The 26,683-nt window shown below is 70.9% G+C and carries 31 protein-coding genes and 1 pseudogene; 14 read left to right on the forward strand and 18 right to left on the reverse strand.

What is annotated here, in order from left to right; genetic code table 11:
• Positions 1-423: hypothetical protein (locus LG391_RS33780; RefSeq protein WP_225773448.1), on the reverse strand; the 423-nt coding region annotated here is incomplete at its 3' end.
• 324 nt (positions 424-747) lie between these two features.
• On the opposite strand from LG391_RS33780, the gene LG391_RS33785 reads away from it, so the two are divergent.
• Complete coding sequence (locus LG391_RS33785) at positions 748-2,262, forward strand: calcium-binding protein (RefSeq protein ID WP_225773450.1); 1,515 nt, start codon at positions 748-750, stop codon at positions 2,260-2,262.
• A gap of 72 nt (positions 2,263-2,334) precedes the next feature.
• Here LG391_RS33785 and map read toward each other — a convergent pair whose 3' ends face one another.
• From map to LG391_RS33810, 5 genes are all read right to left on the reverse strand, one after another.
• Positions 2,335-3,105 (reverse strand): type I methionyl aminopeptidase, encoded by a 771-nt coding sequence (map, locus tag LG391_RS33790; protein ID WP_225773452.1) that lies wholly within the window; start codon positions 3,103-3,105, stop codon positions 2,335-2,337.
• Positions 3,102-3,314, reverse strand: coding sequence for a ParD-like family protein (locus tag LG391_RS33795; RefSeq protein ID WP_225773455.1), 213 nt, complete (start codon positions 3,312-3,314; stop codon positions 3,102-3,104). Before LG391_RS33795 ends, map begins: the two co-directional genes overlap by 4 nt.
• A gap of 97 nt (positions 3,315-3,411) precedes the next feature.
• A complete protein-coding gene (locus LG391_RS33800; RefSeq protein WP_225773457.1) occupies positions 3,412-3,939 on the reverse strand; it encodes a cupin domain-containing protein in 528 nt (175 codons plus the stop codon).
• Between the two features lie 13 nt (positions 3,940-3,952).
• Complete coding sequence (locus LG391_RS33805) at positions 3,953-4,684, reverse strand: NAD(P)-dependent oxidoreductase (protein ID WP_225773459.1); 732 nt, start codon at positions 4,682-4,684, stop codon at positions 3,953-3,955.
• Positions 4,685-4,699: 15 nt separating this feature from the next.
• A complete protein-coding gene (locus LG391_RS33810; protein ID WP_225773461.1) occupies positions 4,700-5,146 on the reverse strand; it encodes a GNAT family N-acetyltransferase in 447 nt (148 codons plus the stop codon).
• A gap of 68 nt (positions 5,147-5,214) precedes the next feature.
• On the opposite strand from LG391_RS33810, the gene LG391_RS33815 reads away from it, so the two are divergent.
• Positions 5,215-5,697, forward strand: a complete 483-nt coding sequence (locus LG391_RS33815; RefSeq protein WP_225773463.1) for a MarR family winged helix-turn-helix transcriptional regulator — start codon at positions 5,215-5,217, stop codon at positions 5,695-5,697.
• Between the two features lie 248 nt (positions 5,698-5,945).
• Here LG391_RS33815 and LG391_RS33820 read toward each other — a convergent pair whose 3' ends face one another.
• The 6 genes from LG391_RS33820 to LG391_RS33840 all read right to left on the reverse strand — a co-directional run bounded on the left by LG391_RS33820 (position 5,946) and on the right by LG391_RS33840 (position 11,407).
• Positions 5,946-6,944, reverse strand: coding sequence for an ABC transporter permease (locus LG391_RS33820; RefSeq protein ID WP_225773465.1), 999 nt, complete (start codon positions 6,942-6,944; stop codon positions 5,946-5,948).
• Positions 6,931-7,986 carry an ABC transporter permease gene (locus tag LG391_RS33825; protein ID WP_225773466.1) on the reverse strand — a complete coding sequence of 352 codons (1,056 nt, stop codon included), beginning with the start codon at positions 7,984-7,986 and terminating at the stop codon, positions 6,931-6,933. The genes LG391_RS33820 and LG391_RS33825 overlap by 14 nt, the downstream gene beginning before the upstream one ends.
• A complete protein-coding gene (locus LG391_RS34840; protein WP_255647015.1) occupies positions 7,979-8,368 on the reverse strand; it encodes an ATP-binding cassette domain-containing protein in 390 nt (129 codons plus the stop codon). The genes LG391_RS33825 and LG391_RS34840 overlap by 8 nt, the downstream gene beginning before the upstream one ends.
• Positions 8,365-9,468: a sugar ABC transporter ATP-binding protein gene (locus LG391_RS33830; protein ID WP_255647010.1), complete on the reverse strand. Its 1,104-nt coding sequence runs from the start codon at positions 9,466-9,468 to the stop codon at positions 8,365-8,367. Before LG391_RS33830 ends, LG391_RS34840 begins: the two co-directional genes overlap by 4 nt.
• A 225-nt stretch (positions 9,469-9,693) precedes the next feature.
• The gene (locus tag LG391_RS33835) at positions 9,694-10,683 is read right to left on the reverse strand and encodes a substrate-binding domain-containing protein (RefSeq protein WP_225773468.1); all 990 of its coding nucleotides are present in this window, start codon (positions 10,681-10,683) and stop codon (positions 9,694-9,696) included.
• An 85-nt stretch (positions 10,684-10,768) separates the two neighbouring features.
• Complete coding sequence (locus LG391_RS33840) at positions 10,769-11,407, reverse strand: hypothetical protein (protein WP_225773470.1); 639 nt, start codon at positions 11,405-11,407, stop codon at positions 10,769-10,771.
• 74 nt (positions 11,408-11,481) lie between these two features.
• Between LG391_RS33840 and LG391_RS33845 the strand changes: the two genes are divergently transcribed.
• From LG391_RS33845 to hpnJ, 11 genes are all read left to right on the forward strand, one after another.
• A complete protein-coding gene (locus LG391_RS33845; protein ID WP_225773472.1) occupies positions 11,482-12,030 on the forward strand; it encodes a TetR/AcrR family transcriptional regulator in 549 nt (182 codons plus the stop codon).
• Positions 12,031-12,055: 25 nt separating this feature from the next.
• Positions 12,056-12,376 carry a quaternary ammonium compound efflux SMR transporter SugE gene (sugE, locus tag LG391_RS33850; protein WP_225773474.1) on the forward strand — a complete coding sequence of 107 codons (321 nt, stop codon included), beginning with the start codon at positions 12,056-12,058 and terminating at the stop codon, positions 12,374-12,376.
• A gap of 11 nt (positions 12,377-12,387) precedes the next feature.
• Positions 12,388-12,708: a multidrug efflux SMR transporter gene (locus LG391_RS33855; RefSeq protein WP_225773475.1), complete on the forward strand. Its 321-nt coding sequence runs from the start codon at positions 12,388-12,390 to the stop codon at positions 12,706-12,708.
• 68 nt (positions 12,709-12,776) lie between these two features.
• Positions 12,777-13,823: a pseudaminic acid synthase gene (gene pseI / locus LG391_RS33860; protein ID WP_225773476.1), complete on the forward strand. Its 1,047-nt coding sequence runs from the start codon at positions 12,777-12,779 to the stop codon at positions 13,821-13,823.
• 236 nt (positions 13,824-14,059) lie between these two features.
• Positions 14,060-15,451 (forward strand): FGGY-family carbohydrate kinase, encoded by a 1,392-nt coding sequence (locus tag LG391_RS33865; protein WP_225773477.1) that lies wholly within the window; start codon positions 14,060-14,062, stop codon positions 15,449-15,451.
• Between the two features lie 46 nt (positions 15,452-15,497).
• Complete coding sequence (locus LG391_RS33870) at positions 15,498-16,196, forward strand: class II aldolase/adducin family protein (RefSeq protein WP_225773478.1); 699 nt, start codon at positions 15,498-15,500, stop codon at positions 16,194-16,196.
• Positions 16,197-16,212: 16 nt separating this feature from the next.
• A complete protein-coding gene (locus tag LG391_RS33875; protein ID WP_225773479.1) occupies positions 16,213-16,962 on the forward strand; it encodes a lysozyme inhibitor LprI family protein in 750 nt (249 codons plus the stop codon).
• Entirely contained in the window at positions 16,959-17,666 is a 708-nt protein-coding gene (locus LG391_RS33880) for a lysozyme inhibitor LprI family protein (protein WP_225773480.1), read from the forward strand. The genes LG391_RS33875 and LG391_RS33880 overlap by 4 nt, the downstream gene beginning before the upstream one ends.
• A gap of 104 nt (positions 17,667-17,770) precedes the next feature.
• Entirely contained in the window at positions 17,771-18,235 is a 465-nt protein-coding gene (locus LG391_RS33885; RefSeq protein WP_225773481.1) for a PRC-barrel domain-containing protein, read from the forward strand.
• A gap of 217 nt (positions 18,236-18,452) precedes the next feature.
• Positions 18,453-19,601 carry a bacteriohopanetetrol glucosamine biosynthesis glycosyltransferase HpnI gene (gene hpnI, locus LG391_RS33890; protein WP_225773482.1) on the forward strand — a complete coding sequence of 383 codons (1,149 nt, stop codon included), beginning with the start codon at positions 18,453-18,455 and terminating at the stop codon, positions 19,599-19,601.
• Positions 19,598-21,028 (forward strand): hopanoid biosynthesis associated radical SAM protein HpnJ, encoded by a 1,431-nt coding sequence (gene hpnJ, locus LG391_RS33895; protein WP_225773483.1) that lies wholly within the window; start codon positions 19,598-19,600, stop codon positions 21,026-21,028. The genes hpnI and hpnJ overlap by 4 nt, the downstream gene beginning before the upstream one ends.
• Before the next feature lie 221 nt (positions 21,029-21,249).
• Here the strand turns inward: hpnJ and LG391_RS34845 are convergent, their stop codons facing one another.
• From LG391_RS34845 to rsmI, 6 genes and pseudogenes are all read right to left on the reverse strand, one after another.
• Positions 21,250-21,648 (reverse strand): TSUP family transporter, encoded by a 399-nt coding sequence (locus LG391_RS34845; RefSeq protein WP_255647016.1) that lies wholly within the window; start codon positions 21,646-21,648, stop codon positions 21,250-21,252.
• Positions 21,645-22,037, reverse strand: a pseudogene (locus LG391_RS35110) (sulfite exporter TauE/SafE family protein); the annotation flags it as partial. The gene LG391_RS34845 and the pseudogene LG391_RS35110, both read right to left, overlap by 4 nt.
• Positions 22,038-22,143: 106 nt before the next feature.
• The gene (gshB, locus tag LG391_RS33905; RefSeq protein ID WP_225773484.1) at positions 22,144-23,097 is read right to left on the reverse strand and encodes a glutathione synthase; all 954 of its coding nucleotides are present in this window, start codon (positions 23,095-23,097) and stop codon (positions 22,144-22,146) included.
• 11 nt (positions 23,098-23,108) lie between these two features.
• A complete protein-coding gene (locus tag LG391_RS33910; protein WP_225773485.1) occupies positions 23,109-23,927 on the reverse strand; it encodes a SirB1 family protein in 819 nt (272 codons plus the stop codon).
• Positions 23,928-24,128: 201 nt separating this feature from the next.
• Positions 24,129-24,515 carry a YraN family protein gene (locus LG391_RS33915; RefSeq protein WP_225773486.1) on the reverse strand — a complete coding sequence of 129 codons (387 nt, stop codon included), beginning with the start codon at positions 24,513-24,515 and terminating at the stop codon, positions 24,129-24,131.
• On the reverse strand, positions 24,505-25,452 hold the full coding sequence (rsmI, locus tag LG391_RS33920) for a 16S rRNA (cytidine(1402)-2'-O)-methyltransferase (protein ID WP_374200836.1): 948 nt from the start codon (positions 25,450-25,452) through the stop codon (positions 24,505-24,507). The genes LG391_RS33915 and rsmI overlap by 11 nt, the downstream gene beginning before the upstream one ends.
• Here rsmI and LG391_RS33925 point away from each other — a divergent pair.
• Positions 25,446-26,657 carry a penicillin-binding protein activator gene (locus LG391_RS33925; RefSeq protein ID WP_225773487.1) on the forward strand — a complete coding sequence of 404 codons (1,212 nt, stop codon included), beginning with the start codon at positions 25,446-25,448 and terminating at the stop codon, positions 26,655-26,657. The two genes, rsmI and LG391_RS33925, sit on opposite strands and share 7 nt — an antisense overlap.
• The last annotated feature ends 26 nt before the right edge of the window (positions 26,658-26,683 follow it).

Here is a 26,683-nt window from a genome sequence, read left to right on the forward strand (position 1 = left end):
GTCGAGCCTCTGGTGCAGCATGCCGGTGCGATGGTCGGCCTCGTCGAGCTCCTCGATCGACTGGGCGGGGTCCCAGATCAGGGCGTAGAGGGCCTCGGTGACGTGGTTGCGCTGGCGGGCCCGGCGGGCCTTCCGGTCGGTCTTGTCGCGGGCGCAGAGATCGGCGGCGGCGCGGCTGCGCTGCATGAGGGCCCGCTGCACCGTGCCGGCATGGCGGGCGAAGGCAAGGCCGTGGTCCTTGGCCGGCGGAGCACTGGGCTGCTCGGCCTCAGGCTGCTCGGCCTGGGCGATGGCCTTGGCGCCCTCCGCCTCGACCAGCCGCATGCCGATCTCGGCGATGCGGGTGAGCATCCCGATCTGCTGCAGCGCGAGGCTGCGGCAGGTGGCCTGGATGTCGAGATCGGAGTCCGTGCCTGCGTCCATAGAACATATCATGAACGAGATTGATGCGGCCGCGCAATGAACATTGCGTGAAGCGGTCGCAGGGCGGTGCGGGTGGGCGCCAGGTCCGGTTCCGAGAGGGCTGCCCGCCGGCTCATCCCATTTTTGCTGGATTCCGGCCCCGAGGTCGCGTTCCATCTCTCCAGAGGTGCTGCAGCGGAGGTTCAGGGCTCTCGACCGGCAGGCTGATATGCCTGGGCCGGCAGCGTCGGTCGGCCGGCGCTTCACAGCACTTCATCCCATTCCGACTTCATGCCGGTCCGCGGCGACATCGCGGGCCACGAACCTGTGCGGAGATCATTTGAGATGGCGAATTTCACCGGGACTGCAGGCGCCGATTACTATCCCGGCACGGCCGACGCCGACACGATCAGCGGCCTGGACGGCAACGACGTGCTCGAAGGCGCCGGCGGCAACGACACGGTCAATGGCGACGGGGGGGACGACACGGTCAATGGCGACGGGGGTGACGACCAAGTCACCGGCGCTGCTGGAGACGATATCCTCCACGGCGGGGCGGACCAGGACGTTGTCGTCGGCGGGGATGGCAACGACACCCTCAACGGCGATGACGGCAACGACGTCCTCGCCGGCGCCGCGGGGGCCGATGTGCTGAATGGCGGCAGCGGCAACGACTTCGTCGATTACTTCAGCTCGCCGGCCGCGGTGACCATCGATCTCGAATCCGGCGCCGCCGGCGCCGGCGGCGATGCCGCCGGGGATACCTATTCGGGCATCGAGTATCTGAACGGCAGCAACTTCGGCGACACGCTGCGGGGCGATTCGGGCAACAACCAGCTCTGGGGCTGGGACGGCGACGACGTCCTCAACGCCGCCGGGGGTGACGATCTCGTCAATGCCGGCGCGGGCGCGGACCTGCTCCGCGGCGACGACGGCAATGATGAGCTCAACGGTGGGGTCGGCGATGACCGGCTCGCCGGCGGCGCGGGAGCCGACGCGCTCAGCGGCTGGGTCGGCATCGATACCGCCGACTACAGCGGCTCCTCCGCGGGTGTCACGGTCAATCTCGCGGCCGGCACCGGCGCCGGCGGCGATGCCGAAGGCGACACGCTGCGGGAGATCGAGAACCTCACCGGCTCCGCCTCCGCCGACCGTCTCACCGGCAGCGCGGACGCCAATGTGCTCGACGGCGGCGCCGGCGACGACATGCTCCGCGGCGGCGCGGGCGCGGACCGGATGATCGGCGGCGACGGCAACGACATCAGCGAGGCCGGGGCCGGGGCCGACACCATCATCGGCGGGGCCGGCATCGACACGGCGTCCTATGCCGGTTCCGCCGGGGCGGTGACCGTCCACATCCAGGCCGGCACCGCCCTCGGCGGCGATGCCGAGGGCGACACGCTGACCGGGATCGAGCAGGTGATCGGGTCGGGCTTCAACGACGTCCTGTCGGGCGATGCCGGCAACAACACCCTCTGGGGCGGCGCGGGCGACGACGTGCTCACCGGCGGTGCCGGGGCCGATGTGCTGAAGGGCGGGGCCGGCAACGACAGCTTCGTCTACGCCGCGATCGGCGACAGCGCCGCGGCGACCGCCGGCCGGGACGTGATCTCGGACTTCGCCACCGGCGACCGGATCGACCTGTCCGGCATCGACGCGGACGGCAACAGCGCCAACGGCGACACCGCCTTCACCTTCGGCACCGGCAACTTCACCGGCATCGCGGGACAGCTGCGGGTGGTGGCGTTCGGCGACGGCCGCCAGGGCGTCTATCTCGACGTCGACGGCGACAGGACGCAGGACGCGATCATCACCGTCTATTCCGACCACGCCCTCACGGCAGCGGATTTCGTGCTGTGACGCCCCGGGGCCCGGGCGCTTCAGAGCCCCGGGCCTCTCACGGCCTTCGTCAGCGCATATGCAGGTCTTGCGTCATGCGACGGGCCGCGCTTCGTCCGGCCGCAACGTCAGCACACGAACGCCGTCACGGGTAACCGCAACCGTGTGCTCGAACTGTGCGGAGAGCGTCCCGTCCGCCGTGACGACGGTCCATCCGTCGTCCTCGGTCCGGACCGTCCTGCGCCCCTGGTTCAGCATGGGCTCGATCGTGAAGACCATGCCCTCCCGCAGCATCAGGCCGGTGCCCGGCTTTCCGAAATGCAGCACCTGCGGCGCCTCGTGCATCTCGCGCCCGATGCCGTGGCCGCAGTATTCCCGCACGACCGAATAGCCGTTCCGCTTCGCGTGCCGCTCGATGGCGTGGCCGATGTCGCCCAGCCTTGCGCCCGGGCGCACGGCGCGGATGCCCTTCCACATGGCCTCGTAGGCGGTGCGGACGAGCCGTCTCGCCGCCGGCGCCACGGTCCCGACGAGGAAGGTCTTGCTGGAATCCGCGATATAGCCCTGCTTCTCGAGCGTGATGTCGAAATTGACGATATCGCCGTCCTGCAGGACCTCGTCCCGCGACGGCACGCCGTGGCAGACGACCTCGTTCCTCGAGCTGTTCAGCACGAAGCCGTAGCCGTACTGGCCCTTGCTGGCGGGCCGCGCCCCGAGCCGATCGACGATGAAGGCCTCGACGAGGTCGTTGACCTGCAGGGTGCTCAATCCGGCGAGGGGCTGCCCGTCCAGATGCGCGAACACCGACGCGAGCAGACGCCCCGATTCCGCCAGCAGCTCGACCTCGGCCGGCGTCTTCGTCACTTGGCCGCAGCCGCGAGATCGAGGGCGTCGACGCCCGCCTGCTTCAGCTCGCGCGCCACGATCTCCTGGAAGGTGAGGCCCGGGTTCAGCTCGCAGAGCATGCCGATCCTGATCCAGAACGCCGCCTGGGCGTTGATCGACCGATAGGACGCCTTGCTGGCCCGGCGCAGCTGCTCGTGCAGATCATCCTCGATATTGACGATGCCCATCGGAGGCTCCCGCATATATGATTCGTATATGTTTTATATACGCGAGATTGGCGCGCGGCAAGCGGTACGCGGGCGGCCGAGCGGTCCTGGTCCTGGCCTACCTCTCCGGGATCACCAGCGGACCGCAATTGTCGTCGGCGACGAAGACGGCGAGGATCCGGGCCGGCTCGGTGGCGCTGGCGTTCTCGGCGAAGAGGTGCAGCGCACCCGGCGGCTCGAACCAGGTGGTGCCGGGACTGTAGACCCGGGGCGGGCTGCCGGCGAGCTGGGAGCGCACCGCGCCCGCGATCACGAAGGCGGTGACCGAGCCGGGATGGCGGTGTGCCGGGGTGTAGGCGCCGGGCGGGAAGTCGACCATGGCCGTGGTGATCGACTTGCCCGGCACGTTCGGCAGCGCCTCGCAGGACAGCGGCTTGACCACCGTCGCCGGCCGGGCGCCCGGCACCGCGCCCATCTGAGCCTGACCCTCGGCCTGGGCGTGGACATGGGCCGGCATCGCCGGAGCCGTGGCGGGGCCGCCGGCCGGCCGGGCGCCCCACAGCGCCGCCAGCGCGACCAGGGCCGCGCCGCCGGCCACCAGGAGCATCAGCCGCATCGGCTGCGGACCGGGATGCAGGGCGGACATGATCCCGCCTCCCTCAGCCGCACAGCCGGAACCCGGCGTCCCAGCCGAGCTCGCGCACCGCCTTTTCGACCAGGGCCGGGCCGCCCGGCTCGGCCACGTTGAAGATGCCGGGCCGGCCGCGGTCGACCGCCAGCAGCGCCGCCTGCGCCGCGGCGTCGACATGCACCGCGCCCGGCCCCGGCGGCGCCTCGGCGCCGGTGCCGGGGCCGTAGAACTGGCCGTAGCGCAGCACGATGCCCTCGAGCGGCGGGGTGTGCAGCACCTGCGTCTCCAGCGCCATTACGCCGTCGATGCTGATCCGCCGCGGGTTGTCGGGCGACCGGTCGAGCGGGTGGTCCTCGGCATAAGGCGGCGTGCCCGGCGCATAGACCCAGGCGATGCTCTGGGCGATCAGCCGGCGGGCGCCGGCCTCTCGCGCCGCCGCGACCAGGTTGCGCGTGCCCTCGCTGCGGATCCGGGCGTTGCGCGGCGCGGCCTCCGCCATCCGCGCCGGGTCGAGGCCGGGCGGCAGGTCGGTCAGCTGGTGGATCACCACCTGCGGCCGCGCCGCCGTCACGGCGCGATAGAGGGCCTGGGCGTCGAACACGTCGACCACCACCGGCTCGGCGCCCAGCCGGCGCAGCGCCTCGGCCTTGGCCGGGTCGCGGGTGGTGCCGGAGACCTGGTGCCCGGCGTCGCGCAGCAGCGGCACCAGGCGGCGTCCGACGGCGCCGCTGGCGCCGGCGAGGAAGATCCGGAACGGCATCGTCTTCTCCTTGGATCAGGCCAGCGGCAGGCCGAAGCGCAGCGCGGTCGCGAGCAGGCCGCAGCGATAGTAGAAGCGGTGGCCCAGCACATTGGCCAGCGGGGTGTCGAGCACCAGCCGGGCGCAGCCGGAGGCCCGCCCCTCCCCCGCCAGCCAGTCCATCAGCCGGGCGCCGTGGCCGAAGCTGCGCTCGGCCTCGTCGGTGACCAGGTCGTCGACATAGAGATGCGGGCCGTAGACCAGGTTCTCCTGCACCCGGAAGCCGGCCAGCGCCACCGGCCGGCCGCCGCGCCACAGCGCCGCCAGCCGGTACCCGCCAGCGGTCTGCCGGCGCCAGCGCGCCACCAGTTCGGCCTCCGAGTCCTGATGCGGCCGCAGCTGCCGCATCAGCGGCCAGCAGGCGGCGACGGCGGCCTCGTCCTCGACGGGGCGGAGATCGACGGTTTCGGCATCGGCCGACATGGCGATGGCCCTTTCGGGAAAGCCGGACTAATATCAGAGCACGAACAACATATAAGAGCTCTGATACTATGGTCAAGCGCGGCGACGGGCCGGCGATTCCGCGTCCCGGCGAGGGCAAGCGGGGCGAGGCGGGGCATTTCGGCTATCTGCTGCGCCAGGCCAGCGGCATCTACCGGTTGCGGATGGAGCGCGCCCTGGCCGATCTGGAGGTGACGCCACCGCAATTCACCATCCTGACCATGGTCGCGGCCTATCCCGGCCTGTCCGGCGCCGACCTGGCGCGGCTGACCCTGCTGACGCCGCAGACGGTCAGCGTCATCGTCGCCAATCTGGAGCGCGCCGGGTCGGTGGCGCGGCGGCCGCACCCGGTGCATGGCCGTATCCTGACCCTGGAGATCACCGATGGCGGCAGGGCCCTGCTGGCGCAGTGCCGCGAGCGCGTGCAGGTGCTGGAACGCCAGCTGGCCGCCGGGCTGTCGCCGGAGGAGGAGGCCGTCATCCGCCGCTGGCTCGCCGCCGTGGCGGCGGAGGGCGGCGAGGTGGAGGGTTAGAGCAGGATGATTTGAGGTCCGGTCGCGTCACGGTCTGACAGGATGTCGAGCGACTTTGCGTTGCCTCTCCCGCGTGTCGGGAGAGGTCGGGCGTCCGCAGAACGACCGGGTGAGGGCTGGTCCCGGCCTCGACAAACTCCCTCACCCGGAGCCGCTTCGCGTCTCCGACCTCTCCCGCAAGCGGGAGAGGCAACAACTTGCTGCCGGATGCGATCGGATGACCCGATCTGGCCTGAACTTATCCCGCTCTAGCCCGACTGCCGGGTCAGCCGGGCGCGGAGATAGCCGACCGCCATCACCAGCAGCAGGATGCCGCCCCAGATGGCGAGGGTCAGGTGGGTGCTGAAGCCCAGCAGGTTGAAGCCGCTGGAGATGGCCTGGAGGATGATCAGCGCCAGCACCAGCCCGCCGACCTTGCCGAAGCCGCCGAACGGGTCGGTGCCGCCCAGCACCGCGGCTAGGATGGTGACCAGCAGATAGCTTTCGCCGTAGCTGGCATTGGCCGAGTTGAACCGCGCCATCAGCACCAGCCCGGCGACGCCGCAGAGCAGGCCGGACAGGGTGTAGGTCCAGAGCAGCATCCGCCGGGTGTCGACGCCGGAGAAGCGCGTCGCCTGCTCGTTCGAGCCGATCAGGTACAGGTTGACGCCGAAGGGCGTGCGGTTCAGCAGGACCGCGACCGGCAGGGCGCAGGCGGCGAAGACGAAGAGCGGCATCGGCACCGGCCCGACCATGCCGTTGCCGAGGAACAGGATGCCCTCGGGGAAGCCGCCGATGACGTTGCCGCGGGTGAAGCCGATGGCCAGCCCCTTGAACAGGATCATGGTGCCAAGCGTCGCCAGGATCGGCGACACGCCGACATAGGCGATGATCACGCCGTTGAGCGCGCCGCAGAGGGAGGCCAGCGCCAGCCCGGCCAGGACCGCCAGCAGGATGGTGCCGCCCCCGGCCTCGGCCCCGCCGCCCTGGACCATGATCCAGCCCATCAGCAGCGCCGCGCAGTTGGCGGTGGAGATCACCGACAGGTTCAGCCCGCCGCAGACCAGCGTGATCATCATCGCCAGCGCCAGCACGCCGAGCTCCGGCAGCTGGAAGGCGATCGACTGCAGGTTGGCGGCAGACAGGAAGCGTTCGCCCACCAGCAGCGAGAACACCAGGACGACCGCGACCAGCAGCAGCGCCAGCCCGCCCAGCACGGGGTCGAGGCGGAGGCCCGGACGGGCGGACGCAGACTCAGACGACGCCACGGCTCTTCCTCCGGGTCTTCATGCGGTCGCTCAGCGCGGTGATGCAGACGCTGACCAGGATCACCAGGCCGGTGCAGACCTGGGTCCAGTAGGAGGACACGCCGACCATGATCAGCCCGTTCTGCAGCACGGCGAGCAGCGCGATGCCCAGCACCGTGCCCAGCACCGTGCCGACGCCGCCGAGCAGGCTGGCCCCGCCCAGCACCACGGCGGCCAGCACGTCGAGCTCGCGCCCGACCAGCACGTTCGGCGCCACCTGCTGCTGCAGCTGGGCGTGGATGATGGCGGCGACGCCGGCCATGGCGCCGAGATAGCCGAACACGAACATGTGCAGCCGGCCCATGCCGAAGCCCAGGCGCTTCGCCGCCTCGGGGTTGCCGCCCATGGCGTAGATCTGCCGGCCGATCGCGGTCTGGTTCAGCAGCGCCCAGGTCGCCAGCAGGGCCAGGACCAGCGCCAGCATCTGGATGGTGATGCGCAGGGTGCTGCCGTCCGGCAGCGGCAGCTGCACCAGCACGCCCTTGAAGAAGAAGGTCGGCAGGTTGAAGATCTGCTTGCCGCGCGAGAAGAACATCAGCAGGCCGAAGAACAGGTTCATCGTCGCGATGGTGACGATGATCGACGACGCCCTGAACCGGTAGACGATGGCGGCGTTCACCAGCCCCAGCGCCAGCCCGACCGCCATCGCCACGGCGAAGACGATCGCCCAGTCCAGCACCGGCACGCCGGTGCCGGCCCGGCCGAGGACATTGAGCGCGAACAGCGCCGCCGCATATTGCGACACCATGGTGGTGGCGGCGAAGGAGATGTCGATGTTGCCGGAGATCAGCACCACCAGCAGCCCCGCCGCCAGCACGCCGGTGACGGCGTAGGAGTTGGCGAGATTGGACAGGTTGCCGAGCGTCAGGAAGTTCGGCGCGGCCAGGCCGAGGCCGGCCACCGCCACGGCGATCACCACCACCAGATAGAACTCGGTCCGCCGCAACAGGCGGCCGAGCAGCGGCGGCCGGTCCGCCGGCGCCAGGGTTGCGGTGCTAGCCATTCACTCTCTGCCTCAGCTCCGCCTCCGTCGTCTGGTGCGGCCGGACCTCGCCGGTGATCCGCCCCTGCCGCATCACCAGGATGCGGTGGCAGTGGTACAGCACCTCGGGGATCTCGTCGGAGATCATGACCACGGCCATGCCCTCGGCGGCCAGGCGCTTCACCACCTCGTAGATCCCGTCCTTATTGGCGATGTCGACGCCGACCGTCGGGCTGTCCAGGATCAGCACCTTCGGCTTGGTGGCGATCCACTTCGCCAGCACCACGCGCTGCTGGTTGCCGCCGGACAGGGTGCGCACCGGGTTCTCCGGGTCCGACACCTTGATGTTGAGCGACCGGATGGCGCCCTGCACCTGGTCGTTCGCGGCGCGGCGCCGGATCAGGCCGAGGCCGAGGTCAACCGGTCGAGGATGGTGACGGTGGCGTTGCGCGCGATCGACTGCGGCAGGACCAGGCCGAGCGTCAGCCGGTCCTCCGACACATAGGCGATGCCCTGGCGGATCGCCTGGCGCGGCGACCCGATGCGCACCGGCCGGCCCTCGACCCGCACCTCGCCGGCATCGGCCGGGTTCATGCCGAACAGCGACAGCGCCATCTCGGTGCGGCCGGAGCCGAGCAGGCCGGTGATGCCCAGGATCTCGCCGCGATGCACGGTGAAGCCGATATCGGCGAACTCGCCGGCCTTGCCGAGCCCTTTCACCTCCAGCACCGGCTCGGCCCGCGTGGCGCCGGGGTCGAGGACGTCGTAGTGGAACTCCTTGCCGGTCATCAGGAAGGCCATGCGCTTCGCGTCCATCTCCGCCGCCGGCCAGGTGCCGACCTTGCGGCCGTCGCGCATCACCGTGACCCGGTCGGCGATCTCCATCACCTCGTCCAGCCGGTGGCTGACGAACAGGGTGGAGATGCCGTGCGCCTTCAGGTCCAGCACCAGCCGCAGCAGGGCGTCGACCTCGGTCCGGGTCAGGGACGCCGTCGGCTCGTCCATAATCACCAGCCTGGCGTCGGCGGCCAGGGCCCGGCAGATCGCCACCAGCTGGCGGCTGGCGATGTTGAGCGACCCGACCGGCGCCTCGGGGTCCAGCCGGACGCCGATCCGCGCCATCGCCGCCTGGGCCGACTCCTTGATCGCGGCCCAGCGCGCCGGGGTGAAGCTGCGGCCGACATGGTGGCCGATGCCGATATTCTCGGCCACGGTCAGATTCGGGAACAGCGACAGGTCCTGGTAGATCACCTGGATGCCGCGGCGCACCGAGGAGACCGGGGTCAGGTGCCCGATCGCCTCGCCGCCGATGGCGATGCGGCCGCCCGGCTCCGGCGCCAGAACGCCGGCGATGATCTTGATCAGCGTGCTCTTGCCGCAGCCGTTCTCGCCGACCAGGCAATGCACCTCGCCGGCGGCGAGATCGAAATCGACCTCGCGCAGGGCATGCACGCCGCCGAAGCGCTTGCCGATGCCCTGGAGGTCGAGGAACAGATCCGTCATGCGGGGCAGGGCCCCCTCTATGACCTCCCCCTCCCCCCGCGGGAGGGTAGAGAGGGTTGTCTCCGAAGCGGCGGCGGTCCACATGGCCGCACCGCCGAGTCCGTTCAGTGGGCCATCATGTCCGGCTCCGGCGGCCGAGCCCCCTCCCCCTGCCCCCTCCCGCAAGGGGAGGGGGAGATCGTGCGGGGCAAGGCCGTTGTCCGAGTCAGCCGTGCCTGGCCCGTCTCACAGCCCGGCGTCGACCAGCTTGTCCACCGTGTCCTTGTTGATGTGCAGGATCAGGTTGGCGCGGATGTTGTGCGTCGCCGGGTCGACCGCGACCTTGCCGACGCCCGGGATCTCCATGCCGTCGGTGATCTCCTTCTTGTCCAGCACCAGCCGGGTCACCGCCATCATGGCGTAGCCGGCGTCGATCGGGTTCCACAGGAAGCATTCCTGCACCACGTCGTCGGCGATCAGCGCCCGGCCCGGGCTGGGCAGGCAGGTGCCCACCACCGAGACCTTGCCCTGCAGGCCGCGCTCGCGCACCGCGTTGCCGGCGCCGATCGGGCCGTTCGAGCCGAAGCCGATGATGCCCTTCAGGTTCGGATAGGCGGTGATCGCGTCCATCGCCACCTTGTAGGCGCTGTCGACCTCATCTGCGCCCGGGAAGCGGTCGGTGACCAGCTTCATCTTCGGGTACTTCGCCTTCTGATAGGCGATCGCCGCGTCGGCCCACTGGTTGTGCAGCGGCGTGGTTAGCGTGCCGACCATGGCGATGTATTCGCCCTCGCCGCCCATCGACTGGGCCAGCCGCTCCATCTGGACCTCGCCGAACTCCTTCGAATCGATCAGCTCGATGTTCCAGGTCTTGGTCTTCTGCTCCGGCGCCTCATGGGTGATGATCGGGATGCCCGCGGCGGCGGCGCGCTGCAGCACCGGCTCCATCACGTTGATGTCGAGCGGGATCAGCCCGATGGCGGCGACCTTGCGGGCGATCAGGTCCTCGACCAGCTTCACCTGCTGCGCCGGGTCGACGGTGTTGGGGCCGACCATCGAGGCGTTGAGGCCGAACTCCTCGCCGCCTTTCTGAATCCCCTGCTCGACGGCGTTGAACCAGGGGATGCCGGCGATCTTCACCACCGTCACCACCTCGGGCTTGTCCTGGGCCACGGCCGGGCCCGCGAGCAGCGCGGCAGTCAGCGGCAGGGCGTATCTCAAGAGCTTCCTGGTCACGTTGCGGCCTCCCATCGACCTGTTCTGTTCCGGCGGAATCACCGGGTTAGATCCGACAAATGTTCGGTTTGAAAAACATTTGAAGTCAAGGGGAGGACACAGCCGCCGAAGGGTGCAGCTGCGGCCGGTAGCCGGCGGCGAGGACGGCGGCGCCGGGCAGCGGCGTCAGCAGCCCGACCGGCCTCTCATCCGGGCGCGGCCGCACCGCGCCATAGCCCGACGGGGTCCAGCGCCGCAGGATTCCTCCCAGCACCAGCCAGGCGCCGCCGGGATCGTCGGGCAGCGCCACCATCGCCCCGTCCGGCAGATCGGCCGCCCGATGCGGCACCACGCGCTGCCGGCGGGTGGCGGGGTCGATGCGGGCGGCGTGCAGCCCCCGGTCCATCGCCTCGGCCCGCGGCGGGTCGGCCAGGCCATGGGCCCGCATCCAGGCGGCGCGCCAGGCATTGTAGGCCTCGCGCCGGCATTCGGCGCAGGGCCGGTGGCCGGCGGCGATCGCCACCGCCTCGTCCAGGAAGAACAGATGGGTCCAGCGGTTGGGCTCCATCACCGGCCGCCACCACCCCTTGAACGAAAGCCGGCAGCAGATCCAGCGCGTGGTCGACCAGGGCCGGCGGATGCGCCCCGCCGCATCGTGGATCACGCCGCGATTGCCCAGCATGGTGCCGCGGGCGGGGTCGGCGACGATCTCGCCGAAGGGCGTGACGCGGTTGCGATGAGCCATGCGGCATCATGGCATGGCTGCCATGCCCCGGCATCGGATTGCCACTATACCGACCAGTCGGTACAGTATCTGCCATGAGCACGCCCGACACCAAGACCCGGATCCTGAACGCCGCCGAGCAGGTGGTGCTGGAGCGCGGCGTTCCGGCCCTGACGCTGGACGCGGTGGCGGAGTCGGCCGGCCTGAGCAAGGGCGGGCTGATCTACCACTTCGAGAGCAAGGAGGCGCTGATCCGCGCCATGATCGCGCGGATCGGCACCTGCATGCAGGAGCGGATGGACCGCCTCTCCGCCGCCGACGGCCGGCCGGGCGCCCGCACCCGCGCCTATCTCGGCGCGGCCTTCCCGCCGCCGGGGACCCCGGAGGACCGGGATGCGACGCGGGAGGCGGCACTGATCGCCGCCCTGGGCAACGACCCGGCGCTGCTGGCGCCCTATGCCGCGCAATATGCCGGCTGGGTGGCGCAGCAGCGGGCGGACGGGATCGACCCGGTGCTGGCCGCCATCGTCCGGCTGGCGGCGGACGGGCTGTGGCTGAACGAGGTGTTCGGCATCCGCGCCGTCGACCCGGCGGACCGGGCGGCGGTGCTGCAGCGCCTGGACGCGATGACGCGCGGCGCCTGACCTTTCAATCCAAGGAGTTTCCGTCATGGCTTGGGTGATCCTGATCGTCGCCGGGCTGTTCGAGATCGGCTGGGCCATCGGCCTGAAATACACCGAGGGCTTCACCCGGCTGTGGCCCAGCGTGGCGACCGCGGCGGCGATGATCGTCAGCCTGGCGCTGCTGGGCCTGGCGCTGAAGACGCTGCCGATCGGCACCGCCTACGCGATCTGGACCGGCGTCGGCGCGGTCGGCACCGCCATCCTCGGCATCTACCTGTTCGGCGAATCGGCCGATTTCGCCCGGCTGGCCTGCATCGGCCTGATCGTGGCCGGGATCATCGGGCTGAAGCTGGTCACCCCGCATTGAGGGCCGTCCCCATGGCCTGGATCCTGCTGCTCGCCGCGATCGGCTTCGAGGTCGCCGGCACCGTCTGCATGAAGCTGTCCGACGGGTTCCGCAACCCGCTGCCCTCGGTGCTGATCTTCGTGTTCTACGCCGCCGCCTTCGGCCTGCTGACGCTGACCCTGAAGCGGATGGACCTGAGCCTCGCCTACGCCATCTGGGCCGGGATCGGCACCGCGCTGACCGTGGCGATCGGCGTGCTGTGGTTCCAGGAGGCGCTGACCATGCTGAAGCTGGCCTCGGTTGCGCTCGTCATCGCCGGCATCGTCGGGATGAACCTCGGCGGCGCGCATTGACGGGTGGACCCGGCTGGGCTCAACTGCCGCCGTTTCAGCCAAGCCCATAGCGTCCCGAGGTTGCCCGAATGCAGGAGATTTCCATTGCCGGCCGCAGGATCGGCCCCGACCACCCGCCCTATGTGATCTGCGAGCTGTCGGGCAACCACAATGGCGAGCTGGCCCGGGCGCTGAGGATGATGGAGGCGGCGAAGGCCACCGGCGCCGACGCGGTCAAGCTGCAGACCTACACCGCCGACACCATCACGCTGGACCATGACGGCGAGCAGTTCCGGATCAAGGGCGGGCTGTGGGACGGCCAGCGCCTGTACGATCTGTACCAGGAGGCCTCGACCCCCTGGGAGTGGCACGAGGCGCTGTTCGCCAAGGGGCGCGAGCTGGGCATCACCATCTTCTCCACGCCCTTCGACAAGACCGCGGTCGACCTGCTGGAGGGGCTGGGCGCCCCGGCCTACAAGGTGGCGTCCTTCGAGGTCGTCGACCTGCCGCTGGTCGAGTACATCGCCAGCAAGAAGAAGCCGATGATCATCTCCACCGGCCTCGCCAATCTCGGCGAGATCCAGGAGGTGATCGACACCGCGCGCCGGGGCGGGGCCGACGGGCTGGTGGTGCTGCACTGCATCAGCGCCTATCCGGCGCCGATGGAGGACGCGAACCTGCGCACCATCCCGAACCTGGCCGAAACCTTCGGCGTGATCAGCGGCCTGTCCGACCACACCCTGGGCACCACCGCCTCGGTCGCCGCGGTGGCGCTGGGCGGGTCGGTGATCGAGAAGCACTTCACCCTGGCCCGCGCCGATGGCGGCCCGGATTCGGCCTTCTCGCTGGAGCCGGCGGAGTTCACCCGGCTGGTCGAGGACTGCAGGGGCGCCTGGGCGGCGCTGGGCCGGATCCGCTACGACCTCAAGGGGTCGGAGGCCGGCAACATCGTCTATCGCCGCTCGCTGTACGTCACCCGCGACGTCAGGGCCGGCGAGACGCTGACCGAGGCCAACGTACGCTCGATCCGCCCGGGCTACGGCCTGGCGCCGAAGCACCTGCCGGAGGTGCTGGGCCGCCGCGCCGCCCGCGACCTCGCCCGCGGCGAGCCGCTGGCCTGGTCGATGGTGGAGTGACCCTGGCATAGGTCCCCGCCCCACCCCCTCTGTCATTGCCGGGCTTGACCCGGCAATCCAGAGAGCGTCGACATCTTCTGGATGCCCGGGTCAAGCCCGGGCATGACAATGAGGGCAACGGCAAGACCACCACCGTCCTGAGGGACCCTAAGTCGGACCTATTCATCCGCCCGGCCTTTGCGTAACACTTCCGCGGCATCCCGGAACGGGAGGGCCATAAGCGGGGCAGGAAGCGCATGTCCGTCGTCGCGGTGCTCGATGTCGGCAAGACCAATCTGAAGCTGCTCGCGGCATCGCCGGAGGGCGAGGTGCTGGAGGCGGGGCGCCCCCGAAACCTGTCGCGGCCGGGCCCGCCCTATCTGCATGTCGACCTGGCGGCGATGGAGGCCTGGCTGCTGGGCGCGCTGGGCGACCTGGCCCGCCGCCACCGCCTGGCCGCCTTCGTCGCCACCGGCTACGGCACCAGCGGCGTGCTGGTCGACGACCGGGGCCCGGTGCTGCCGATGATGGATTACGAGGCCGAGGCGCCCGGCTGGCTGGACGAGGCCTACGCCGCCGAGGGGCCGGGCTTCGCCGAGACCGGCTGCCTGGTCGACCCCGGCGCGCACCGCCTGGCCAAGCAGATGCTGTGGCTGGAGCGCGACTTCCCGGACGGCTTCGCCCGCGCCCGCCGGCTGCTGCCCCTGCCGCAATACTTCGCCTGGCGGCGGGGCGGCGCGCCGGCCAGCGAGACCCCCACGCTGGCGGCCCAGCCCCATCTGTGGAACCCGGCGGCGGCGGAGTTCCCCGGCATCGTCCGGCGCCGCGGCGGGGACCGGCTGACCCCGCCACGCCGCAACGCCTGGGACGTGCTGGGCACCATCCGCCCGGATCTGGCCGCGGCGCACGGGCTGCCGCCGGACCTGGCCCTGCTGTGCGGGGTGCATGACAGCAACGCCAACTACCACCGCTTCCTGGCCGCCGGCCTCGGCGACGTGCCGCTGCTGTCGACCGGCACCTGGATCATCGGCTTCCGGCCGGGGCTGCCGCTGGACCGGCTGGACCCGCGCCGCGGCATGGTCGCGAATGTCGATGTCGACGGCCGGCCGATCGGCTGCACCCTGCATATGGGCGGCCGGGAGTGGGAGCGGATCGCCGGCGATGTCCGGAGCGAGGCGACCGCCGGGGACGTCGCCGCCCTGATCGCCGCCGGGACGATGGCGCTGCCCAGCTTCGCCGAGGGCGACGGGCTGTTCCCCGGCCGGGCCGGGCGCGGCGGGATCACCGGCCCGGCGCCGGCGGGGCCGGCCGGCCGCGCCGCCCTGGCGACGCTGTACACCGCGCTGTGCTGCGCCGCGGCGCTGGACCTGCTGGAGGCGCGCGGCCGGGTGATCGTCGACGGCGGCGTCGCCGCCAACCCGAACTTCGCGCCGCTGCTGGCGGCGCTGCGGCCGGGCGACCGGGTCGAGACCTCGACGGAATCGGACGGAAGCGCCATCGGCGCGGCGCTGCTGTGGGCCCGCAACCGGGGCCGCGCGGCCGCCCGGGTGCCGCTGCGGCCGGCGGAGCCCCTGGCCCTGCCCGGCCTCGCCGCCTATGCCGAACGCTGGAAGAGCCTCGCTGGCGCGCCGGGCGCCGCGGCGCTATAGATCGGACGTATCGCCGCCCACCAATCAACCAGCCGAGGAAACCCCGATGTCCGCCCTCAACCATCTCACGCTGCGGCAAGGCATCATCGACACCTGCCGCGAGATGAACGCCAGCGGGCTGAACCAGGGCACCTCCGGCAACGTGTCGCACCGGATCGAGGGCGGCATGCTGATCACTCCGACCAGCCTGCCCTATGCCCAGATGCAGCCCGAGGACATCGTCGAGATGGCCTTCGACGCCAGCTACGAGGGCCGCCGCATGCCGTCCTCGGAGTGGCGCTTCCACCGCGACATCCTGAAGAACCGGCCCGACGTCAACGTCGTGCTGCACACCCATTCGGTGTTCTCGACCACGCTGGCGGTGCATGAGAAGGGCATCCCCTGCTTCCACTACATGGTGGCGGTGGCCGGCGGCATCGACATCCGCTGCTCGCCCTATGCCTGCTTCGGCACCCAGGAGCTGTCGGACTTTGCCCTGAAGGCGCTGGAGGGCCGCACCGCCTGCCTGCTGGGCCATCACGGGCTGATCGTGCTGGCCGAGAGCTTCTCCCAGGCGCTGTGGCGGGCCACCGAGGTCGAGGTGCTGGCCAGGATGTATGTCCATGCGCTGGCGATCGGCGAACCGCCGCGGCTGACCGAGGCGGAGATGGCGCAGGTGATCGAGCAGATGCGGCGCATGAGCTACGGCCAGGCGCCGGACCTGGACGGTGTCGGCGATACGCCGCGCCCGCGCAGCGCTGCCTGAGGCCCGGCCGGACGTCATGAGGGCGACCGTCGCCGCGCTCGGCCTGTGCCTGGCGGCGCTCCACCCCGCCGCGGCGGCCGAGGCGCCGTCGCTCGAGGCCCAGGTGGTCGCGGCGCGGACCGGCCCGCAGAACGACGTCGCAATGGTGCTGATGGTCACCGGCGACGGGGTGGACCCGAGCGCCCTGCCGATCGATGCGGAAGGCTGCGACGGCAGCGGCTATGCCCGCGCCGACGACCCGCAGGAGATCGGCTGCTACAGGATCGCGATCACCGAGAACGGCAAGCCCGTCGGCGGCCTGTCCTACGACCATCTCATCAACCGCGGCGCCACGACCGTCCTGGCGCTGCGCTACCGCTCGCCGGTCGAGCCGCGCTTCGCCCGCGCCCTGCGCATCGACATCTCCTTCCGGCTGGGGGACGGGGTGGTGCGCAACCGCCCGGCGGAGATCGCCATGGAGGGCATCCCCGGCGACGCCTTCGCCGACCCGGACAACCCCTGGGCGCCGCTCTACGCCTTCCAGGACCGGCGGCTGAACGCGATCTATGACGGCGTGATGTCGAGCCCGAAGGTCGCCGACGACACGGAGTTGCGCCGGCTGGTCGTCCAGGCCGAGCGGGACTGGATCGCGCTCAAGGAGGCGGATTGCGCGGCGCCCCTGGCGCCGTCGCCGGTGGAGGCTGACCAGTGTCGGACGCTGCACACGGTGGTGCGGATCGACCAGCTGGCTGCGCTGCAGCGCAGCCTGGCCGAGGCCAGGCCGTGAGGCGGGTCGCGGCCCTGCTGGCCGTGCTGCTCCTCCCGGCCCTGCCGGCGCGGGCGGAGCAGGTGCTGACGCTGGAGGTCCTGTCGGCGAAGCTGGCGCCGGACCGGACCGACGTGCTGCTGCGCCTGGTCGACGACAGCGGCATCGGCGTGCTGCGCCCGGAAGGGCAATGCGACAGCAGCCAACCCGGGATCGGCGAGGCCGCGTCCGGCTGCTATGCCGTGACCATCGCCGAGAACAGCGCGCCGGTCGCGCGCTATTCCTACCGCATCCTGGAGACCCGCGGCACCGACAGCTTTCTGCTGCTGACCTGGCCGTCGGCTGCAGCCGGCGAGCGGCGGGTCAGCCTGCGCGTCGATTATAACGGCTTCTATAATCACGACCCGGAAACGGTGCTGCTGCTGTCCGACTACGACAACGGCGCGCTGGACCCGCAGGACCCGTTCGAGACCCTGCACCGGATCTATGCCGGCAAGCTGAAGGCCTTCGCGGCCGAGCTGGCCGACAACCCGCCGGTCGACGATGCCGAGGCCGCGCGCTGGCGCGACGCCTTCCTGGCGGCGCAGCGGCGATGGACGCAGTTCGCCGAGAGCGACTGCGTGGTCGCCGCGCGCCTGTCGGGCGAGCCCGCGCGCAGCCGCTGCCTGGCCGACCGCGCGATGGACCGGATCGACTGGCTGGAGGGCAGCTCCGCGCCGCAGTGAGGCTGCATCAAAAGCTCTATCTCCCGCCGCATTTGCGGAACATCCTCCTGCCCTCGACCCTTATCTCGGTCCGCACCCGCGACCGCGAGACTGGAGAAAAAGTCATGCGTTCCATCCGTTTGCCCCTGACCGTCGCCGCCGCCCTCCTGCTGGCCGGCCCGGCCTCCGCCCAGGACATGCAGAACCTGCTGGACCAGGCCGGCAAGGCCCTCGACCAGGCCGGCCGCCGGGTGCAGCAGGGCTATGAGGACACCGCCAAGGCGATCGACCAGGCGATCGCCAACCCGCAGGACCCGGCCTACGGTTCGTTGGCGACCCGGCTGATCCGGTCCGACGTGCTCGATTCGGCCCAGCGTCCGATCGGCGAGATCGCCGATTTCGTGATCGCGCCGAACGGCCAGGTGCTGCTGGCGATCATCCGCATCGGCGGCACGCTGGGCGTCGGCGGCCGGCTGGTCGCGGCCGATTACGGCCAGCTGGAGCCGGTGCTGGTGAAGGGCCACCCGGCCTTCGTCTACAAGGGCGACCTCGGCGCCCTGCCGGACTACAAGGTCGCCGCCGGCAACTGACCGGGCGGGCGCCGGCGGCACCGCCGGCGCCCCCTCATGACGACTGTGGCAATTTTGGGATTCCCTAAAGGGAACCGACCGCCTAGCTTGCGCATCATCCTTCCGGATGCCGGAGACCTGATCCGGGGTCTGGCGTGGACGATCGGAACGCCATCGCCCCGGCCCGGCCGGCGGCGGCGAGCGCGCCGGCTGCATGGAAGCGCGCGGGCACGGAACGATGTTGGACGTCCTCCAGATCCCGATCCTGGTCCTGGCGGTGCTCGGGTGCCTCTACCTGGGCCTGGCCATCCTGCTGACCGGCCGCCAGGCCCGGCGGCGCATGCCGGAGGCCGGCACCTTCCCCTCGATCACCGTGATCAAGCCGCTGCACGGCGCCGAGCCCGGGCTGTTCGAGAACCTGGCCTCGTTCTGCAGCCAGGACTATCCCGGCCCGGTGCAGATCCTGCTGGGCGTCGCCGACCCGCGCGACCCGGCGATCGCGGTGGTCGAGGAGATTCGCCGCGCCTTCCCCCGGGCGGCGCTGGAGCTGGTGGTCGATTCGCGCCGGCACGGCACCAACCGCAAGGTGTCGAACCTGATCAACATGGCGGAGCGGATCCGCCACGAGGTCGTAGTGTTCTCCGACAGCGACGTGCGCGTGCCGGCCGACCATCTGCGCCGAATGATGCCGGAGCTGCAGGCCCCCGGCGTCGGCTGCGTCACCTGCCTGTATCACGGGGTGCCGACCGGCGGCGTATGGTCGCGGCTGATCGGCCTGGGCATGGACACCCATTTCACCCCGAGCGTGATCGTCGGGCTGGGGCTGCGCCTGGCGCGGCCCTGCATCGGCACCACCATCGTGATGGGCCGCGACATGCTGGCCGAGATCGGCGGGCTCGAGGCCTTCGCCGACCTGCTGGCCGAGGACCATGCGATCGGCGCCGCGGTGTGGGCGGCCGGCCGCAAGGTGGCGGTGTCGACCCAGCTGATCGGCCATCTGTGCAGCGAGGCCTCGGCCGCCACGATGTGGGCGCATGAGCTGCGCTGGGCCCGCACCATCAAGAGCATCGACCCCCTCGGCTACGCCGGGTCCCTGATCACCCATCCCCTGCCGCTGGCCCTGATCGCCTGGGCGCTGGGCGGCGGGTTGCCGGCCCTGGCGGTTGCCGGGCTGGCGCTCCTCCTGCGGATCGCCCTGTGCATCCGCTTCGAACGCGCCTACTCTCTGCCGCCGCGGCCGTACTGGCTGATTCCGGCGCGCGACCTGCTGGCCTTCGCGGTGTTCGTCGTGAGCTATCTCGGCTCCGGCGTGAACTGGCGGGGGCATCTGTATCAACTCGTACCAGACGGCACCTTGGTGACGGATCGGAGGCCTCCCTCCCCATGACGATGAAGACGTTGTTCCTGCAGGCGCCGTCCTTCGACGGCTTCGACGGCGGTGCCGGGTCGCGCTACCAGGCCCGGCGCGAGATCAAGTCCTTCTGGTACCCGACCTGGCTGGCCCAGCCGGCGGCGCTGGTCGAGGGCTCGAAGCTGATCGACGGCCCGCCGTCGCGGATCAGCCCGGCCGCGGTGGCCGCGCAGGCCAAGGACTACGACCTCGCCGTCCTGCACACCTCGACCCCGTCCTTCGCCTCCGACGTCAAGATGATCGAGGCGCTGAAGGCGGTGAACCCGAACCTGAAGGCCGGCCTCGTCGGCGCCAAGGTGGCGGTGGACCCGAACGGCAGCATGGAAGGGTCGCCGCTGATCGACTTCGTCGCGCGCAACGAGTTCGACTTCACCATCAAGGAAGTGGCGGACGGCCGGGATCTCGCGAAGATCGACGGCCTGACCTGGCGCAATTCCGAAGGCGTGGTGGTCCACAACCCGGAGCGCGCCACCCTCGAGAACATGGATGCGCTGCCCTTCGTCAGCCCGGTCTATCACCGCGACCTGGTGATCGAGGATTATTTCATCGGCTATCTGAAGCACCCGTACCTGTCGATCTACACCGGCCGCGGCTGCAAATCGCGCTGCACCTTCTGCCTGTGGCCGCAGACCGTGGGCGGGCACCGCTACCGCACCCGCAGCGTCGGCCATGTGATCGACGAGATCCGCTGGGCGAAGCAGACGATGCCGCAGATCCGCGAGTTCTTCTTCGACGACGACACCTTCACCGACGACGCGCCGCGGGCCGAGGCGATCGCGCGCGAGCTGGGCAAGCTCGGCGTCACCTGGTCGTGCAACGCCAAGGCCAACGTGCCGCGCGAGACGCTGAAGGTGATGCGCGACAACGGCCTGCGCCTGCTTCTCGTCGGCTATGAATCCGGCAACCAGCAGATCCTGTTCAACATCAAGAAGGGCATGCGGATCGAGGTCGCGGAGAGGTTCACCAAGGACTGCCACGAGCTCGGGATCCAGATCCACGGCACCTTCATCCTCGGCCTGCCGGGCGAGACCAAGGAGACGATCCAGGAGACGATCCGCTTCGCCACCCGGATCAACCCGCACACCATCCAGGTGTCGCTGGCGGCGCCCTATCCGGGCACGTACCTCTACAACCAGGCGGTGGAGAACGGCTGGCTGGACGCCGCCAATGCCGAGCTGGTGGACGAGCGCGGCGTGCAGATCGCGCCGCTGCACTACCCGCATCTGAGCCATGACGAGATCTTCCACTCGGTGGAGGATTTCTACCGGCGCTTCTACTTCCGGGCGCCGAAGATCGCCTCGATCGTCGGCGAGATGGTGCGCAGCCCGGAGATGATGAAGCGCCGCCTGCGCGAGGGCGTGGAGTTCTTCCGGTTCCTGAAGGAGAGGAAGGCGGCGGCGTAAGCCCCGGAGGAGGAGCGCCCCCGGCCCCTCCGGTCGGCGAGACCTTTTCAGAATTCCAAACACCGTCATTGCGAGCGCAGCGAAGCAATCCAGGGCCGCTTGGCGTGGCCCCTGGATTGCTTCGTCGGCTTCGCCTCCTCGCAATGACGTTTTAAGCCCTCTCGCAGAGCGGGAGAGGCGAAGCAGTTCGGTTCCTGAGCCGGCCCGTGCGGTCCGGCCGGTCAGCCCGCCGAGGGCGCGATGCCGAAGATCTGGGTGAACTGGTAGCCGGCGAGGCACAGGATCACGACGCCGACGCCCCAGGTCATCGGCCTGGCCGGCACGCGCTTGACGATCAGCCCGGCGAAGGGGGCGGCCGCCAGGCCGCCGACGACGAGGCCCGCGACGGCCACCGCATGCTGCCGGAGGTCGCCCGCCTCCTCCCACCGCCCGGACAGCAGGGCGGCCACGAAGGCGGCCGAGACGGTGCAGGTGACGATGAATTCCGACGCCCCCACGGTGCCGATCGCCCGCCGCGGCTCCACCCCCGCGCCCACCATGGTGGAGGAGACGATCGGGCCCCAGCCGCCGCCCCCGAGCGCATCGAGGAAGCCCCGGCCGCCCCGATCGGCGCGGTCCAGGCCGGGCGCAGATGGCGGGGCCGGATCTCACGGATGGCCCGCGCCAGGATGAACAGCCCGACGAGGGCGAGATAGGTCGCCACGAACGGCTTGACGGCCTCGCCGGGGATGCCGGTCAGCACCGTCACGCCGAGGACGGCCCCGACCACCCCGGACACGGCCAGGGGGAAGAACAGGCGCCAGCTCACATTCCTGTGGGCCATGTGCGAGGTGGCGGTGGCCGCGGTCGTGAACACCTCGGCCGCATGGATGCTGGCCGACGCCGCCGCGGGCGGCACACCGAAGGCCATCAGCACCGAGGAGGAGATGACGCCGTAGGCCATCCCCATCGCCCCGTCGATCACCTGCGCCACGAAACCCACGGCCAGGAAGAGGAAGAAGGCTTCCATCGGCGCCTCTGCTGCGCTCCGCTCAGAGAACAGCCCCGGAAGCCTGTCGTTCCACCGGGTCCGGCTCCGCCCGGTCGGCGGATAGGTCCCGGGAGGCCGCGGCGCCCTACCCCTTCATCGCCGCGCGGCGGGCCTCGATCGCGTCCCACAGCACGGCCTCGATCTTCACCCCGTCCAGCCGGTTGATCTCGTGGATGCCGGTCGGCGAGGTGACGTTGATCTCGGTCAGCCAGTCGCCGATCACGTCGATGCCGACGAAGATCTGGCCGGTGGCCCGCAGGTCCGGGCCGATGCGGGCGCAGATCTCGCGCTCGCGGTCGGTCAGCACGGTCTTCTGCGCCCGGCCGCCGACATGGAGGTTGGCCCGGGCCTCTCCTTCCGCCGGCATGCGGCTGACGGCGCCGACCGGCTCGCCCTCGACCAGGATGATGCGCTTGTCGCCCTGCCGGATCTCCGGCAGGTAGCGCTGGATCATGATCGGCTCGCGATACATCCGCTCATAGACCTCGAGCAGCGAGCCGAGATTCTCGTCGTCCGGCCGGATCCGGAACACCCCGGCCCCGCCATTGCCGTAGAGCGGCTTGACGATGATGTCGCCATGCTCGCGCCGGAAGGCGCGGATCTCGTCGCGGTCGGAGGTGATCAGCGTCGGCGGCATCAGCTCCGGATAATGCGTGACCAGCAGCTTCTCCGGCGCGTTGCGCACCTCCTTCGGGTCGTTCACCACCAGGACGCGGTCGGCGACATGCTCCAGCAGATGCGTCGCGGTGATGTAGCCCATGTCGAAGGGCGGGTCCTGGCGCATCAGGATGACGTCGACGGCGCCGAGGTCGACCGTCTCCCATTCGCCGAAGGTGAAGTGGGCGCCGCGCACCGCCTGCACCGTCAGCGGCCGGGCCTTGGCGGTCAGCCGGCCGTCGCGCAGGGTCAGCGCCCGCGGCAGGTAGTGCCACAGGCGGTGGCCGCGCCCCTGCGCCTCCAGCGCCATGGCAAAGGTCGAATCCCCGCCGATGTCGATGGTCTCGATCGGATCCATCTGGATGGCGACGGCAAGGCCCATGATTGCCTCTGCTAATTCAGGCTGCTGCGGAAGGACTGGAGCAGGATCGCCGCCTCGTGGCGCTGGGTCTCCGGCTCGCCGGGGGCGGAGACGTAGCGGTCGAGGGCGTCGATCGCCGCGCGCATGTTGCCGAGCCGGGCGTAGAGGATGCCGGCTTCGCGCAAGAGCGGCGCGTGGTGGGGGGCGAAGCGGCGCATCGCCTCGATCACGCCGAGCGCCTTGGCGAACTCGCCGGCGCGGATGTGGCGGACCTTCAGGTTGTTCTGCAGCCGCAGCAGGATGTCGCGGTCCGACACCGGCTCGTAATGCTCGGGCACCAGCTCGGCCCCGGCGTCGAGCACGGCCTTCAGCAGGTCGCGCAGCTCGCCCGGGCCGCGGCTCATGCCGGCGTGGAACGGGTCGAGGATGGTGCGGGCGCCGCCGGCGTCGAGCCGGACCAGGAAATGGCTGGGGAAGTTCAGCCCGACCATGGTCCAGCCCTGGGCGCGGGCGACGTGCAGATAGAGGATGCCGAGCGTCACCGGCAGGCCCTTCCGCCGGTCGATCACCCGCATCAGGTTGGCGTTCTGCAGGTCGTCGTAGCTGTCGACGTCGCCGGCATAACCCCAGCGCCGTGCCAGCACCGCGGTCAGCGCTTCGGAGGGAGGCAGCCGCTCGGCCTCACGGGTGACGTCGCCGACCAGCTGGTCGAGATGGCGCCGATACCAGTCGAACCCGACGCCGCGCGGCCGGTCGAGCGCCGCCAGCGCCAGCGCCGCCTCGGCGAGATCGATGGCGTCGTCCGGCTGAGCGCCGGCGCGGTCGAGTATCGACTGGATCGTCGGGTCCATGAGTCCTGACTTAGCCCGATCCCGCCGGGGATTCCACTACCGATCGAACGGGCTGTCGGGTGAACCACCTCCCTTTTGTCATTGCCGGGCTTGACCCGGCAATCCAGGGCCACCGAGAGCGGCTCTTGAAAGCCCCTGGATCCTCGGGTCAAGCCCGAGGATGACAGTTTCTGAGGACGCGCCCTTCATCCGGTCGTCTTGCTACCGATCGACCTGCCAGGCGTCGGCGATATGGACAGGCCAGCGCCAGGGCCGCACCACCACCAGGTCGAAGCGCAGATCATGGCCCTGGGCGTAACGCGGCCGCTGCGCCAGGAACAGGATCGCCGCGCGCTGCAGGCGCTCGCGCTGGCGCGGCTGCAGCGCCAGCATCCCGGCGCTGAGGTCGGGCCGCGCCTTGACCTCGACGAAGGCCACGGTGCGGCCGCGCCGGGCGACGATGTCGATCTCGCCGAGCGGCGTCTTCAGCCGCCGCGCCAGGATGCGCCAGCCCTTGGCCCGCAAGAGCCACGCCGCCGCCCGCTCGGCGCGCAGGCCGAAGGCCTCGGCCCGGCGGCGGGAGCCGTCCCCGGGCGCGCTATTTCTCATCGGCGGCGAGGTCGAGCGCCAGGCGGTAGACCTCGCGCTTCGGCTCCCCGGTCGCCGCCGCCACGGCTTCGACCGCGTCGCGCAGGCTCATGCTCGCCAGCGCGCGGCGCAGCTGGCCGGCGAGGTCCGCTTCGGTCGGCCGCGCCGCCTCGCCGGGCGGGCCGACGACGATGACGATCTCGCCCTTGGGCGGCCCGGCCTCGGCGTAATGCGCCGCCAGATCCGGCAGCGGGCCGCGACGCACCTCTTCGAACAGCTTGGTCAGCTCTCGCGTCACCGCCGCCTCGCGGTCGCCCAGAACCGCCGCCAGATCCTCGAGGCATTCCGGCAGGCGATGCGGCGCCTCGAACAGGATCAGGGTGGCGGCGATCGGTGCCAGCTCGGCCAGGAAGGTCCGGCGGGCCGCGGATTTCGGCGGCGGGAACCCGGCGAACAGGAAGCGGTCCGACGGCAGGCCGGACAGCAGCAGGCCGGTCAGCGGCGCCGAGGCGCCGGGCAGGCAGGTGACGGCAAGCCCCTCGTCCCGCGCCGCCCGGGCCAGCTTGTAGCCGGGGTCGGAGATCAGCGGCATGCCGGCGTCGGAGACCAGCGCGACCGCCTGGCCCTCGGCGACCCGGCGCAGGATCTGCGGCCGCATCTCGGCGGCGTTGTGCTCGTGATAGGGGATCAGCTTGGTGCCGATGCCGTAGAGCGACAGCAGCTTGCGGGTGGTGCGCGTGTCCTCGCAGGCGATCGCGTCGGCGCCGCGGAGCAAATCGAGCGCCCGGAGCGTTATGTCGCCGGCATTGCCGATGGGGACCGCCGTCAGATACAGGCCCGGCGCCGGCTTGCTCGGGCCCGGTTTACTCGGAGATGCTGCGCCGGTAGGGTCGGCGGCAGAGGGCCGCCGCTGCCCGGCGCCGATGGATTGTCGAGAGTGAGGGGGCGTCCGTGACAAGACTTGCGACAGTCAGTGAGGGGGTCGAGGGCGAAGGCCGCGCGAGGCTGCGCCGCCTCGTCCGGCTGGCGGGGGCCGCCGCGATGGCCGCGGCGCTCGCCGCCTGCGCCCAGTTCCAGACCGTACCGAGGCCGACCCCGATCACGCAAGCGCCGACCGCGCCCAGTGCGTCGACCCGGCCGGATGACGGCGTGCTGCGGGTCGGGCTGCTGCTGCCGCTGACCGGCGGCAGCGCCGCGCTGGGCGAGGCGATGCAGCGCGCGGCGCAGATGGCGGTGTTCGACACCGGCACCCAGGTCGAGCTGCTGCCGCGCGACACCGGCGACAGCCCGAACGCGGCCGGCGAGGCCGCGCGGTCCGCGATCGCCCAGGGCGCCGACATCATTCTGGGGCCGCTGTTCAGCAAGTCGGTCGCGCCCGTGGCGCAGCAGGCCCGGGCGGCCGGCATCAACGTCGTCGCCTTCAGCACCGACACCGCCCAGGCCGGCGGCAACGTGTTCCTGCTGAGCTTCCTGCCGCAGCAGGCGATCGACCGGATCGTCGGCTACGGCGCCAGCCAGGGGATGCGCCGCTTCGCCCTGCTGGCGCCGCGCTCGGCCTACGGCCAGATCGTCAGCCGGGCGCTGACCGAGGCCGCCATCAAATACAATGTCGAGGCGCCGGTGATCGAGCTGTACGACAGCAAGCTGTCCGACCCGACGCCGCTGCAGCAGAAGCTGCAGTCGAGCCAGGTGGACGCGGTGATCGTGGCCGATGTCGGCAGCCGGCTGAGCGTGGTGGCGCCGATGCTGGGCTATTCCGGCGTCACCGCCAAGCTGATGGGCACCGGCCAGTGGGACGACCCGCAGGTGAACCGCCAGTCCTATCTGGCGGGCGCCTGGTACGCGGCACCCGATCCGTCGCGCCGCGCCGATTTCGAGAGCCGCTACGCCCAGCAGTTCGGCGGCCCGCCGCCGCGGCTGGCGACGCTGGCCTATGACGCGGTGGCGCTGACCGCGGCGCTGGCGGGCCAGCCGGCCTCGGGCGGCAACCCGTTCAACACCACGGCGCTGCAGGACCCGAACGGCTTCGTCGGCATCGATGGCATCTTCCGCTTCGGCCCGAACGGGCTGGTGCAGCGCGGCCTGGCGGTGCTGCAGGCGGAGCCGACCGGGCCGACCGTGGTCGAAGCAGCGCCGGACAGCTTCTCCGGCGCCGCGTTCTAGACTTTTTTAGGGATTCTCCGGCGCCG

The sequence above is a fragment of the Inquilinus sp. Marseille-Q2685 genome, assembly GCF_916619195.1.
GTDB lineage: Bacteria > Pseudomonadota > Alphaproteobacteria > DSM-16000 > Inquilinaceae > Inquilinus.